The 13,502-nt window shown below is 43.8% G+C and carries 16 protein-coding genes; 14 read left to right on the forward strand and 2 right to left on the reverse strand.

Annotated features, from left to right (window positions below; all coding sequences use genetic code 11):
- Window positions 1–576 precede the first annotated feature (576 nt).
- The 9 genes from ACQEXP_RS01530 to ACQEXP_RS01570 all read left to right on the forward strand — a co-directional run bounded on the left by ACQEXP_RS01530 (window position 577) and on the right by ACQEXP_RS01570 (window position 8,029).
- Entirely contained in the window at window positions 577–1,776 is a 1,200-nt protein-coding gene (locus ACQEXP_RS01530; RefSeq protein WP_426967713.1) for an acyl-homoserine-lactone synthase, read from the forward strand.
- Window positions 1,769–4,285, forward strand: coding sequence for a response regulator (locus ACQEXP_RS01535; RefSeq protein ID WP_426968030.1), 2,517 nt, complete (start codon window positions 1,769–1,771; stop codon window positions 4,283–4,285). Before ACQEXP_RS01530 ends, ACQEXP_RS01535 begins: the two co-directional genes overlap by 8 nt.
- Before the next feature lie 265 nt (window positions 4,286–4,550).
- Window positions 4,551–4,775, forward strand: coding sequence for a hypothetical protein (locus ACQEXP_RS01540; RefSeq protein WP_138970393.1), 225 nt, complete (start codon window positions 4,551–4,553; stop codon window positions 4,773–4,775).
- 110 nt (window positions 4,776–4,885) lie between these two features.
- Entirely contained in the window at window positions 4,886–5,437 is a 552-nt protein-coding gene (locus ACQEXP_RS01545; RefSeq protein ID WP_426967715.1) for a septation protein A, read from the forward strand.
- 74 nt (window positions 5,438–5,511) lie between these two features.
- A complete protein-coding gene (gene yciA / locus ACQEXP_RS01550; RefSeq protein WP_269377338.1) occupies window positions 5,512–5,904 on the forward strand; it encodes an acyl-CoA thioester hydrolase YciA in 393 nt (130 codons plus the stop codon).
- 105 nt (window positions 5,905–6,009) lie between these two features.
- Entirely contained in the window at window positions 6,010–6,306 is a 297-nt protein-coding gene (locus tag ACQEXP_RS01555; protein WP_004746701.1) for a YciI family protein, read from the forward strand.
- Between the two features lie 2 nt (window positions 6,307–6,308).
- Window positions 6,309–6,716, forward strand: coding sequence for a GspS/AspS pilotin family protein (locus ACQEXP_RS01560; RefSeq protein ID WP_426967717.1), 408 nt, complete (start codon window positions 6,309–6,311; stop codon window positions 6,714–6,716).
- A gap of 211 nt (window positions 6,717–6,927) precedes the next feature.
- Window positions 6,928–7,488, forward strand: a complete 561-nt coding sequence (locus ACQEXP_RS01565) for a VC2662 family protein (RefSeq protein ID WP_269377335.1) — start codon at window positions 6,928–6,930, stop codon at window positions 7,486–7,488.
- A gap of 319 nt (window positions 7,489–7,807) precedes the next feature.
- A complete protein-coding gene (locus ACQEXP_RS01570; protein WP_269377334.1) occupies window positions 7,808–8,029 on the forward strand; it encodes a hypothetical protein in 222 nt (73 codons plus the stop codon).
- 8 nt (window positions 8,030–8,037) lie between these two features.
- On the opposite strand, the gene ACQEXP_RS01575 is transcribed toward ACQEXP_RS01570, so the two are convergent.
- Both ACQEXP_RS01575 and ACQEXP_RS01580 read right to left on the reverse strand, forming a co-directional pair.
- Window positions 8,038–8,220, reverse strand: a complete 183-nt coding sequence (locus tag ACQEXP_RS01575; RefSeq protein WP_269377333.1) for a DUF1289 domain-containing protein — start codon at window positions 8,218–8,220, stop codon at window positions 8,038–8,040.
- Between the two features lie 72 nt (window positions 8,221–8,292).
- Window positions 8,293–8,541 carry a DUF1289 domain-containing protein gene (locus ACQEXP_RS01580; protein WP_269377332.1) on the reverse strand — a complete coding sequence of 83 codons (249 nt, stop codon included), beginning with the start codon at window positions 8,539–8,541 and terminating at the stop codon, window positions 8,293–8,295.
- 196 nt (window positions 8,542–8,737) lie between these two features.
- Between ACQEXP_RS01580 and ACQEXP_RS01585 the strand changes: the two genes are divergently transcribed.
- The 5 genes from ACQEXP_RS01585 to ACQEXP_RS01605 all read left to right on the forward strand — a co-directional run bounded on the left by ACQEXP_RS01585 (window position 8,738) and on the right by ACQEXP_RS01605 (window position 13,479).
- The gene (locus ACQEXP_RS01585) at window positions 8,738–9,184 is read left to right on the forward strand and encodes an META domain-containing protein (protein WP_269377331.1); all 447 of its coding nucleotides are present in this window, start codon (window positions 8,738–8,740) and stop codon (window positions 9,182–9,184) included.
- A gap of 203 nt (window positions 9,185–9,387) precedes the next feature.
- Window positions 9,388–10,530 carry an ABC transporter substrate-binding protein gene (locus ACQEXP_RS01590; RefSeq protein WP_426967719.1) on the forward strand — a complete coding sequence of 381 codons (1,143 nt, stop codon included), beginning with the start codon at window positions 9,388–9,390 and terminating at the stop codon, window positions 10,528–10,530.
- A gap of 10 nt (window positions 10,531–10,540) precedes the next feature.
- Window positions 10,541–12,250: an ABC transporter permease gene (locus ACQEXP_RS01595; RefSeq protein ID WP_426967721.1), complete on the forward strand. Its 1,710-nt coding sequence runs from the start codon at window positions 10,541–10,543 to the stop codon at window positions 12,248–12,250.
- Entirely contained in the window at window positions 12,216–12,863 is a 648-nt protein-coding gene (locus tag ACQEXP_RS01600; RefSeq protein WP_426967723.1) for an ATP-binding cassette domain-containing protein, read from the forward strand. The genes ACQEXP_RS01595 and ACQEXP_RS01600 overlap by 35 nt, the downstream gene beginning before the upstream one ends.
- Window positions 12,856–13,479 (forward strand): CDP-alcohol phosphatidyltransferase family protein, encoded by a 624-nt coding sequence (locus tag ACQEXP_RS01605; protein ID WP_426967724.1) that lies wholly within the window; start codon window positions 12,856–12,858, stop codon window positions 13,477–13,479. Before ACQEXP_RS01600 ends, ACQEXP_RS01605 begins: the two co-directional genes overlap by 8 nt.
- Window positions 13,480–13,502: the final 23 nt, after the last annotated feature.

Consider the following 13,502-nt stretch of genomic DNA (forward strand, 5'->3'; position numbering starts at 1 on the left):
ACTTTCCTCAAAGCTGTGTTAAACATTGCCACCCAAAGGCAGCGCCAAAACTTTTAACCAAGCCAATCAACAACCTATCGGCTTTACCTTGGAAAGTGTATGCCAAGCTCATGATTTACGCCAACTTTTTTCTTCAATGAACAGAGTTTAACCGTAAAAAACAACGACATAGTCTCCATCATCAACAGAATTAACAGTAAATAGCTCGGCAAAATTATCTTTTACTTCAGTACATTAACTCAATATTGACATTTTAGTCAGTACAATCCTCTAAATGAAATTATTATTGCAAATAAAGCATTGATGTGGATAAGAAAAATGGTGTAATCGGTCTTAAAGTCCTACAAGTCTAGAGAATGAGCCTTGTTACCATACAATATGCCGCGTTATAGGGTGTTTTAACTGAGCCTGTTCAGCCTCATTAGCTTTCTATTTAGCCTAATACTTATGTGCTCAACATCACCGATTTGATTAATTATCATGTTAAATATGAATTATTTATACCAATTTGGTTGCACACATATTCATCTGTATTAATACTAGCCATCTAAAAACAAAAATATACGACAAACGTCTATGGCTAACACAAACACCCCAGCTCCTGCCTCATCAGGAGTCGCGGACGACGCATGCGCTTTATTTACGCAAATAGATCGATTATTTGGCGATAACAGTGACCTGTTTTTCCAACAAATCCTGAATGAACGCCTACGTCTAGTCTGCGAATGTGATCCGACATTGAAGAACAAAAACATCGCAGCAAAGCTGATGTCTCCATTTTATTACGCAGAGCTTAAGCACCCACTGAGTATTGGTACAAAAGAGTGGCATCAAATTGAGCAAGATGCACTTTTTCTGTTTGATGACTGGGCACAGGCTTGGTGCGGATATAAAATTTGGAAACTCAAAAAAGGCTACCATTCGCTAAATGACTCTGCTCTTGACCAGAGCCAAGGTAGTCTCTCTCTCAGCGAAGCGGACTATTTTGACAGTGTGATCGACGGTATCGAGCATCACAGTAAACACTATTATACCTTGCACTGCCAACACGCTCTTACACTGCCCGATGCCATTGTATTGATCAACCTTTCGACCTTTGTCTGGCAACACAAATGGTATGAAATGCTTTATGAGATCAACCAATCAACCTACGGGACGCATTTCATTCTGGCTACTCAAGTAGCAGATTCAGATACCGCACTGATCGTCGCCAGCGCCAAAATAAATCACCATACACACGCTGAACAGTGGCTCTACTTTTCCCCATTTTTTCAAACCGATAGCTGGCACTTGCTTGCAACAAAAAAAACTGTCGACCAACTTTCGGACCACGGTTTGTTAGACAATCAAGACATTCCAAGGCATTCATCCGCCCATTTTGAAAACTCGTTGTGGCAGAAAATCGTGTCACACCAACAGTGTTGTGAAATCATCCGTCTTACCGTTAGCGGTAATCAATCACAGATGATTTTCTATCTCTATTTGGCTCAGAAGCGCTTAATGGAACAGTTGTTCTCACTACGTTATAAAATTGCATTTGTTGTGATTGAGCAACCTCTAATGATTCAGTACTATTTGAGCTTAGGCGAAACGGTGTTCAGTCAGCTCAGTACGAGCCACGTTTCTAGTTCAGAGTTTGCCACCTATAAAGGACTGTGGTTTATCCAACCACTCAATCAAGAGCTAGCGAGAGCGAGCTATAAAAGCTACAAAAAACTCACCATCAGTCAGTTAAAAAAATATCGAAATCATGGACACAAACCTCACTATGCTTAGTTACTTAACCACTCATCTACTTTATCCAAAGGCAGTGGTGTTAATACTAACGGCACTGCTGGTTTTTGTCTGGGCAGGCTATTTCTGTTCAACGCTGGCAAAAAAACATGGCTTTTCTAGCATCAAGCAGTATCTCTACTATGTGTCCTACACATTGGGCTTGTTTGTCTGGATTTGCAGCAACGCCTATTTTCATACTGGCTTGTTGCCCGATTGGGGAGCAAAAAGTGCCATTACAATGGCCGTTATTGCTAACTTGTCAGCGCTGCTGGCCTTTGGCTCTGCCTACTTTTTCTCCGCAAAACTGAGAGCACATTACACTGACAGCCATACCAGTCTGTGGCAGCTCGCTTTTGCCATCACAATCATTGTGATGTGTACTGTGGTAAACCTTATTCCTGGGTTGACTATCTTAAGTGTGACGATTGAGGGGCCAAGCCGATTTGTACTTGAATTTGGCGATTATACTCAACCATTCTTCATTGGTTTGACTCTGCTGTTTGCTCTTACGTTTGCCAATCTTTTATCCATCAAGCAATCGAGTAACCGCATCCGTCGTACTCGGATTAACTACATGATCCTCGGTATGACGATTTTCATGGCCTCTACCGCGGTCATACAGTTGGGTTTCACTTACTTCTTTAATGACTTCTCCTTAACTTGGCTGCCACCCGCATTGTCAGTCAGTGAAATGCTATTTATGGGCTATGCGATACTGGCCTCTCGCTTTTACAGTTTTCGCTACCTGTGTTTGGTTGCTTGCTCTCTATTGCTTACTGCTGCGGCTTACACCGGAGTTATCGCGCTGTTTAAGCCCCTCGACTATCTCAGCACCGCTACGGTAATTACTTTGCTGATCACTATAGGTATATCATGGCCATACGCATCTCAAGTAATGAGAAGTTGTCTCAGCTTCGTCCTGTACGGTTCATCTACGCCCCCTACAGATAAAATTGCCTATTTAGAAGAAGAGTTCCAAAACTCACCATCGAAAGCGATCGAAGCATTGGCGAGCTATCTTGGAGTGCCAAGTGACAAGCTGAAATTACTCGATGACTATCAAGGGGCAAGTCTCTATCGCACGTACTTTGAAAATCATTCGACACCTTTGGTGATCGACGAGTTGGAAGACGCAATTGAGCAAACCAGTGACGCCGAGCTTTCCAATTTGCATACCAATATGAATCAGATGGATTCAGCACTAGTCTTGCCGATTTACGAAGGTAAGAACAAACTCTCTCACGTTTTAGTCTCAAGTCATAAACAAGGTGGCGTTAATTTCTCATTCGAAGAGTTGCGAGCGCTGGAGAGGGTACTGAAAAAAGTTCAAGTGCACATAAACTATGAGCGTAAAGTTAGACAGTCACAGGCTCTTGCTAACTCTATTGCCCATGAGATGAGAAATCCTCTCGCCCAAGTACAATATGAGTTTGAATCTCTGGAAAGCAAACTGAATAACATCAAAGACCAGAATGATCTGTTTCGTCATGTTCATAGTGGCAAGCAAGCGATTCGTCGTGGCAGACAACTGATTGACATCATTCTGCGAGAGGTGAATAGCTCATCTCTCGATCAAGAGCCTTCGGAAGCGACCTCTATTCGTAACGCCATTCATAGTGCGATCAATCAATATGGCTTTGAGAGCGAAGATGAATTTAATCGTATAGAGCTGAACCTTGAGAATGACTTTGTCGTTAAGATCAACGATACCCTGTTTAATTTTGTCCTGTTCAACCTATTACGCAACGCTATCTACTATTTTGATTCGTACCCAAAAAGCAGGATCGAAATCCGTACTGAAGTCGGCCTGTATGAAAATCATGTCATCTTCCGAGACTCTGGCCCTGGTATTCCTCAGGTTTTACTCTCACGCATTTTCGATGACTTTTTCAGCCACAATAAGAGTGGTGGTAGTGGGCTAGGTTTAGGCTACTGTCAACGCGTCATGACTTCCTTTGGGGGTGGCATAAGTTGTCATTCTATACCTGGTGAGTTTACAGAATTTACTCTGACCTTCCCTTCTTCTAGCGTACGACTTGATGAAATAAAGACTTCACCTATCGCACCAACGGCGATCGATTTTGCCCCACCAATTAATCCTGAAGTGGCAAAAGGTGAGCTAGGTTTTGTTACTAAGTCATCACATATGATTTTGGTCGTCGATGACAAAGAGATTCAGCGGACACTCGTTAAGCTCTATTTGGAGCAGCTTGGCTATGGTGTTGTGCTTGCCAACAACGGTAAAGTCGCAATCGAGATCATCCAAAGCAATCCCATTGATCTGGTGTTTATGGATATTCAGATGCCAGTTATGGATGGTTTTGAAGCGGCGAGCATTATACGTCAGTCATATCCAGCTATCCCTATCATTGCTCTTTCTGGTGAATCCGGAGAAAAAGATGTGCAAAGGATGAGCGAGCTTATGGATGGACGCCTATCAAAACCAACAACCAAAGACGCACTCGATACCATTCTGAAGTCGACTCTAGGACAAGAGGTTCACTCGTAGCCGCTGTATATCAAGAGAGCAGATGCGCCTGTCAAACAATTGGCAATTCTGCTCTCAATTCGACTCGCATTTTGCTTATCTGAAACCGTACCGCGAGTGAGTTTTCAGCAGTGGTATCCATCTCTGTTAACAATTAACGGCCAACCGCACCAATCATCTTGTTGTGATTAATTTGAACATCAAGTGGCACCGATTATGCTTCCTTTCGTACAACGAAGTAAAAGCGGCAAAGATTCGTCTTTGCGCAGATGTAAGAGGTACTGTTATGGAAGTTCAGCGTCACACCTACTATCGTCTGATTCATCACGGAATCAAGACTCTGCTCGTTGACCGTATTGGCCACTTTACCGAGCTTGAGTACCACGAATATCTCAACGGCATGACAGGCAAATCCAGTTGTTTTGCTATGAGTGACGAAGAGTTGCAGTTTACGGTAGACAGTTTGCGTAGCGAAGGTTATCTCGAAGATTACAAGCGTTACATCGCCTAATCTCCCTACCTTGCTGTTAGCAGAGAAATCTGAGTTTGCCATTAAGCCCTTTGTCTTAACCAAAGATTTGGTTAGACTGAGGGCTTCTTGTTACACAAAAGACCATACCAATGAAACAACTCATCGACTTCATCCCCCTAATTATCTTTTTCGCTTTGTATAAGCTGTTTGATATTTACGTCGCAACAGGGGCGCTGATCATTGCTTCCGCGGTTCAAATTGCATTGACCTATATGATCTATAAGAAAATCGAGAAAATGCAGCTAATCACCTTCTTGATGGTTGCCGTATTCGGTGGAATGACAATTTTCTTGCACGATGACAATTTCATTAAGTGGAAAGTGACCATTGTCTACATGGTGTTTGCTATCGGTCTGGCCGTCAGCCACCTCTTAGGCAAATCTGCGATTAAAGGGATGCTGGGCAAAGAAATTTCTCTTCCTGAACCTGTCTGGGCTAAGGTCACTTGGGCGTGGGTTGCCTTTTTCTCTTTCTGTGCCGCTTTAAACATCTACGTCGCATTTCAGCTACCATTGGATATCTGGGTAAACTTCAAGGTGTTTGGCTTACTCACTGCCACGTTTGCGTTCACCCTAGTAACTGGGCTCTATATCTACAAGCATTTACCAAAAGAGAACAACGAGGCAAGCGCTGGCGAATAAGTGAATAGTTTTGTTACAATGCCTCTTTTGCAGCGACCACTTTGGTCGCTGCGTCGTTTGTAGTGGATGTCAAAATGAGCCAAGAAATTAATACACCAAAAGGTCAGCTCCTACTTAGAACCCTCGCCATGCCAGCCGATACCAATGCCAATGGCGATATTTTCGGCGGTTGGATTATGTCTCAACTTGACCTTGCTGGAGGGATTCTCGCCAAGGAGATTTCCTCAGGTCGAATCGTGACAGTGTCCGTCTCTAGCATCACTTTTAAGAAACCTGTTCGTGTTGGAGATGTAGTTTGCTGTTACGGTGAATGTACACGTATTGGTCGCACATCGATGAGTATCGACTTAGAGGTGTGGGTGAAGCCAGTAAAAGAGCACGGTCTTGAAGATCGCTTCATGGTTTGTGACGCCACGTTTAACTATGTCGCCATTGACGCAGATGGCAAACCTCGTCCAGTACAATAAGTTCATGGCATAGACGAAATAACACCAAATCAATACTTTAAAAAACCCGTATTTAAGGTAGAGTAACCACCAACGGTTACATCATCGATATAAGGATATCTGTACATGTGGTATGTCATCTTCTCACAAGACGTAGAGAACTCATTAGAAAAACGCCTTAGTGTCCGCCCAGCTCACCTAGAGCGTTTGCAGGCACTGCAAGATGAAGGTCGTTTGCTAACGGCAGGGCCAATGCCTGCCATTGATTCTGACAACCCTGGTGAAGCTGGTTTTACTGGTTCCACCGTGATTGCAGAGTTTGATTCTTTGCAACAAGCGCAAGAGTGGGCAGATGCCGATCCGTACATCGAAGCGGGTGTATACGAAAAGGTTATTGTTAAACCATTTAAGAAAGTCTTCTAATTATGCCGTCTGCGTTTAAAACTCTCTCGATCTTAACCGTCGCGCTGATTGTTGCTGGATGCTCTTCTGCTTCAGCCGAGAAAGAGCGTCAACTCACGCTGTTGGCGAATACTCGTGCCAATCTACTGGCGTCTAAGTTGCCGCTAGAAGCAGGGCCGCTTTCAATAATGCGTGCAAGTTCTAATGGTTCAACCGTTGAGATTATGATGGTTTATAACGCTGATGCCCTCGGTGCAAAGCCTGCCACGCAGGTCATCAACAACAGCATCAACACATACTGTACTAATGCCGACACCAAAGCTAACTTAGAGGTTGGTTTGAGTTATCGGATTAAAATGCGTAACAGCCGAGGCCAGTTGATTGCAGACGAGATAGTCACGCATGAACGCTGTTTGAACGCCAAACGCTAACCACACTTGTGTATACCAATTCAAAGCCTCGCTTATGCGAGGTTTTTTATTTTCCAGATACTCAACTACTTGCTGTTCAACAAGATCAAGAATATAGTCACACAGATCATATTTCACGCAGTCTTAACATACTGACTATGCTTACAAAGTAGGCTAATGCGGATACACATTGGTCTTTAATCTGGATATACAGCTAATACTTGGAGTTATTATGAAAAAAATTCTTACTGCAGTGGCTATCTCTACAGCGTTCGCCTCTTCTTTCGCTGTTGCTTCATCCCCAGTGATGTTCTCTTCTATCAACGATTTTAATGCACCAGATAACTCACAAGTTTCTGGCGTTCGTCTCGCAGCCCTACACGGTAAAGTAGACCAAGTGAAAGGTGTCGACTTTGCGATTGTCGGTATGTCTGAGACCAATACAACAACAGGTGTTAACTTTGGCCTCTTTTTAGGCGCTTCAAAAGTGAATCAAGAAATGACCGGCGCTTCTCTTGGTCTATTCAACTGGAACGAAGGGTTAACTACCGGGGTTAACCTTGGTGCGGTTAACATTACTAACAACGTTAATGGCGCAAACGTTAGTTTTGTTAACTACTCTGAAGGCGACACTATGGTCGACGTAGGTGCGGTTAACCTGTCGAGCGAGTCAACCGTGCAAGTAGGCGTGTTCAACAAGACAAGTAAAATTGAAGGGGTTCAAATCGGCCTAATCAACTGTGCTGACAACGGCTTCCTACCTTGCTTCCCAATCGTGAACTTCGCTAAGTAAGTAACGCTCCAATGTTCATATCAAACCAGTCGTAATACACGACTGGTTTTTTTATTCCCCTGATAGGCCTTAGTAGCAAATGATCACAAAGTAAAGTAGCAATAAATTTGTGTGAATTTTTTATTTCACTGCCGCTCTTTTGTCTCCCTTCAACTCCCCTTCTAATTTCAAGGCAATAGCCCATTTTGATCATGGTTTCATGACTGAAACAGAGTTCTTAAAAACTAAAATAGAACAAAAAATAATCAAATTAGATTGACGCTGGAAACATCCACTTCTAACTTTTCATATTAGTGTCATAACCAAGGAGGATCACCGCATGAAACGTGCTAGTAACTCATACCGTCTTCAGTTGATTAAAGAAGTTGCCACCAGGCAAGACCGGCTGAAAAGCGGTGATCCAATGGCAAGTTATATTCAGCATTTGATCGACGATCAACCCTCGTGTGAAAAGCATACCGAAGCTAATCATCGTTTCTCTGGTAGCCATTTTGATGAGCACGCCGGAGGATGGGTTAGCGACCGATGGGGTTTAAAGTAAGCTGGATGCTATTTAACGGGATAGAGAGATTGTACGCACACTCTTTGTAAAATCTCTCTTTGTTCTGTCTCGGTCAGTTGATACCAAAGATAACGTTCTTCGCGGCTTCTGCCACAGCCCAAGCAGAGGCCTTTTGAGTCAACTTGGCAGTACCCTATACAAGGGTTGGGTATTTGATTTCGTATATCCATACTACACCTTTAAATACAGTACACGATACTAAAGGTATAGCGGCAAAGAATAAGACTGTAAAGTATTTGATTTTAAAAAAGATCTTGTTGAGGGCTATCCGTACTATCTTGATCGATACGAGCTACTGAATCTCGTTTCATTTTTCTCAGGTATCGCTGTCGGCATAGCTTGATGACATGCAGTTGCTGGGCGGGGGTCATGGTTAGCCAATTAAAGCGCTCTTCTCTTTTACGCATACACCCTTTGCAGTAGCCTTTTTCATCTACTGTGCATACGCCTACGCAAGGACTTGGTACGACAAAAAACTCTAACTGTTCCAAACGGTCACCCATTTGCTAAAAAGCACAAATTACACTCTACGGTATCTATAATTGGATGTTTATCAATAAGTTCCAATATGTGATTTAGACCAAACTATGACTCTCCTCTGACAAAAACAGTGTTTTATTAATTATACTGAAACCATCAAAGCCGAAGCTAAAAGGCTTATTATCTACTTATTGGAGTTGATTTATTATGAAGCTTAGTCCAAAAATGTTACTTGCAGCAATTACCCTACCTGTTGTAGTGACCGCATGTGCAAGCAATGGTGACGATGTGAAACAAATTACAGCTCAGGATCTCCAACACCACAACTGGGAGTTGGTTAGCATTGACGGTAAAGATATTGTACTAGAAGGCCGCCAACAAGCTCCTCGCCTAGAGGTTGGCGAAAAGATGACAGCCAATGGTAACGCTGGCTGTAACAACTTCTTTGGTCAAGCTGAACTAAAAGACAACCAGTTCCGCATTGAAAAGATGGGCATGACAATGAAAATGTGTGTCGGTGATGTGATGGACGTTGAACAAGCATTTTCTCAAACACTCTCTGACTGGAGTGACATGACATTGACCAATGATTCAATGGTACTGAAAAACGACGTTCACACGCTTACGTTCAAACTGAGCGATTGGAAAAACTAATTCGACGCGTCAAGTCATCCTATTTTAGAAGCAGCCTTTCGGGCTGCTTTTTTACTTTTTGCTACTCACTTTTTACACAATCCATCTACTTTTACCTCAAATATATAAGAAACCTATCTTTTTTCAGTCATAATGAACGAATAAGTGAATTGTTCCGGTCTAACTCAATGGCCGATAGCAACAACCAACTAACAAGGACCATTATGACAAGGCTGATCACTTTACTATCAACATTAATCGTGTCTTTTTCATCATTCGCAACTGATACTTGGCAGCAAACGATCGAACAAGCAAAAGGACAAACGGTATACTTCCACGCGTGGGGAGGCAGCCAAGAAATTAACCGCTATATCCAATGGGCGAATAGCCAGCTTCAATCTCAATACGGCGTCACACTGCAACACGTTAAAGTTACGGATATTGCTGAAACCACCAGCCGCCTAATTGCTGAAAAAGCCGCAGGAAAAAACAGCGGTGGTAGCGTTGATATGGTTTGGATCAATGGCGAAAACTTCAAATCAATGAAAGACAATCAATTACTGTTTGGTCCGTTTACAACCCGACTACCTAACTGGCAATATGTCGACAAAACATTGCCGATAGACGTTGATTTTTCTGAACCTACAGAAGGCTTAGAAGCACCTTGGGGTGTGGGGCAACTGGTGTTTATTCATGACAAGTTGAAACTCAATAACCCACCTACTTCGTTTACTGAGATGTTAAGCTATGCGAACGCCTTTCCAAACCGCCTAAGCTACCCTCGCCCGCCAGAATTCCATGGCACTAGTTTTCTAAAAGCGCTGCTGATTGAACTGACCAACAACGACGCTTCGTTAATGCGGCCAGTAGATGAGAAGAGTTTTGCCATCATTACTCAACCTTTATGGCAATATTTGGATGAGTTCCACAAAGTGGCTTGGCGTGGGGGTAAACAATTTCCATCAGGTACAACGGAGTCAATTCAATTGCTCGATGATGGCCAGATCGATCTCGCTATCACCTTCAACCCTAATGCTGTGTATTCCGCCCAAGCAAATGGCAACCTTGCAAACTCAACCCAAGCCTACGCGATGGATAACGGTGCGCTATCGAACATTCACTTCTTAGCGATTCCATGGAATGCCAACGCTAGCGCAGGGGCACAAGTCGCCATCAACTTTTTGTTAAGCCCTGATGCCCAGTCACGCAAGGGGGATACTAAGATTTGGGGCGATCCGTCCGTATTGAGTAGCCAATATCTCACTGGAACGGCCAAAAATACTCAACAGTTCAAATCTATCGCCGAGCCTCACCCAAGTTGGCAAAATGCGTTAGAGCAAGAATGGCTTAAACGTTACGGAAACTAGAAGTGATTCGATGTTACGCGCAATCTACTTTTCTATTATTCTAATTTGCATCTTGCCTACCATTCCGGGACTTGCCGGAGTGGTAGTGGCTGCGTTTGGTTATATTCCGCCCATTGGACTTGAGTCATTTTCATTAAATGGCTTTGAGTCAGTTTTCTCTTGGCAGGGCATCGGACAGTCAGTTAGTCTCACTCTCTTTTCAACTCTTGCTAGTAGCTATCTCGCCTGCTTAGCGACCTTTGCGATTCTGCTTACCAGTTGGCATCATCCATTTTGGCGTAAAATCGAACTGACGTTATCCCCTTTACTCGCTATGCCGCACGTCGCTTTTGCTATTGGTTTTGCCTTTCTTTTTTCTCCAACCGGATTGGTGGCTCGATCGTCGTACCACCTGTTTGGCTATGATCCAAATGCGCAATCTGTCTCTGATCTCGCCTTTCTGATCAAAGATCCTTATGCAATAGGACTGGTTCTCATGCTGGCTATAAAGGAAATTCCCTTCCTATTGCTGATGAGCATCCCGATTCTACAGCAGCTAAAAGTGGCACAAACCGAAAAAGTAACCCAATCACTGGGTTATTCTAGGGCTCAGACTTGGTGGAAATGCATCTTTCCACAATGGTTTGCCAAACTTCGCTTTCCGATGCTGGCTGTGATTGCCTACAGCCTTTCAGTGGTTGATGTCGCCTTGATTATCGGACCAACGAATCCTCCAACCTTTGCTGTTTTAATTTGGCAGTGGTTTAACGAACCAGATTTAGCTCAACTTCCTCGCGCTGCATCGGGTGCGACATTACTGTTTCTTATCGCCAGCGTACTGATTCTATTCGCCAGAATCGTCGAATGGGTGGTCACAAAAGGGATCAAGCATTGGCAATATTCAGGGCGTTCAGGAATGGAGCTGCCCGGTAAATCCGCCTTCAGCATTGTGCTAGTTTTAAGTCTGGCTATAGCACCCATCTTGGTTTTATGGAGCTTTGCTCAGAGATGGCGATTCCCAGACCTACTTCCTACTCAGTTTAGTTTGCGCTTCTGGCAATATGAGTGGGCGGGTATTTTTAGCGCACTCAACCAAAGCCTTTTAATCGCATTAGTCAGTGCCAGTATTGCTCTGTTGCTTGCGTTAGCGGCTCACGAGTACCACCAACGACATCATCGACAGATACCTGGATACGTCATTGCGATTCCAATGTTAATCCCGCAACTTTCGATTCTATTTGGTATTCAGATAGTCACGCTCTACCTAAACAGTAGTGCGTACCTATTCTGGGTTTGCTGGGCACACGTATTCTTTGCCTTTCCTTACGTTTACCTCTCACTGGATGGTCCTTGGCGCAGCTTCGACAATGGCTTGACCCGTGTCGGCCTAAGTTTGGGTAAAAGCCCAATTCAGGTTTGGTGGCAGATTAAGTTACCGATATTGTTGCCCGCGGTGCTTTTTGCTTGGGCTATCGGTATTAGTGTCAGCTTGGCACAATACTTACCTACGCTAGTATTAGGCGCGGGGAGAATAAGCACGATAACGACTGAAGCTGTGGCGCTTTCGAGTGGTTTTGACCGTCGTGTCACCGCAATTTATGCGTTGTGGCAAGCATTGTTGCCACTCATTTTCTTCTCTATCGCTATGGTACTCAGCCGACTTCAGGTTAAATACCGTAGATTGTCTATTAAAGGATTGCTACCCAATGAGCCTTTGTCTCAAAAACCTCGTCATCTGTAACAAAAGTGGTGAGGTACTGTTTGACGCACTGAACCTTCAAATCAATAACGGAGAAATTGTCACGCTAATGGGACCAAGTGGCTGCGGTAAATCAACTTTGCTTGATGCGATTGCCGGACACCTAAGCAGTGACTTCACCTACCAAGGTCAAATCTCTTTGAATCAAAAGCCGATTGACTCGTTGCCAGCGCATCAACGTCAGGTCGGTATTTTGTTCCAAGATGATTTACTGTTTCCACACCTTTCTGTATGGGAGAACCTCGCGTTTGCCTTGCCAAATGAAGTCAAAGGCGCTGCGCGTAAAGAGCAGGCGATGAAAGCACTGAAAAACATTTCACTCTCCAACTTGGCGGACTCTTTTCCCGACCAGATTTCAGGTGGGCAACGTGCGCGAATTAGCCTAACTCGCATGCTACTCGCTAAGCCTAATCTGGCCTTGCTTGATGAGCCATTTAGTAAGCTGGATAAAGAGTTGCGAGTTCAGTTTCGCCAATGGGTTGTAGAACAACTCAAAAAAGCAGATATCCCTGCGCTTATGGTCACTCATGATGAAACCGATATTCCCGACAATAGCCGTTGCCTATCTTGGCCATGGGAGACAGCTCATGCTTGATCGTTTGAGTATCAAAGTTATTCGCTGGCCATTAGCACAATCAGCAAACCTCTTAGACCGATGTGGTATCACCGCCAACCAAACCACGATTTTTGGTTTTGCGCTTGGCTGCGTCGCCTTTCCAGCGTTGATTTTTGAGCAATATACTCTGGCATTGCTACTCATCATCGCTAATAGAATCTGCGATGGTCTGGATGGCGCTCTGGCGCGCATTCAAGGAATCACAGATGCGGGCGGCTTTCTAGATATTAGCCTCGACTTTCTGTTCTATTCACTTATTCCTTTTGGGTTCGTATTGGCAAACCCTGAGCAAAATGCCGTTGCGGGCGCATTTTTGATTTTCTCGTTTATCGGTACCGGCAGCAGCTTTTTGGCCTTCGCAGTCATGGCAGGAAAACGAGGCATTGAAAATCCAGTCTATCAGCACAAATCTCTTTACTACATGAGTGGTCTGACGGAAGGGACTGAAACCATTGTGTGCTTTATCTTATTCTGCTTACTTCCTAACCACTTTGCATTGATTGCCTACCTGTTTGGTGCAGCATGCTGGTTTACAACTCTAACTCGAATTTATTCGGGTTTTATTACTTTAAAACAGAGCCGTGATCAGGCTTAACGCAAGGCTAAATTTAGGTAAAA

This window comes from Vibrio sp. TRT 1302, assembly GCF_050113875.1.
Classification (GTDB): domain Bacteria; phylum Pseudomonadota; class Gammaproteobacteria; order Enterobacterales; family Vibrionaceae; genus Vibrio.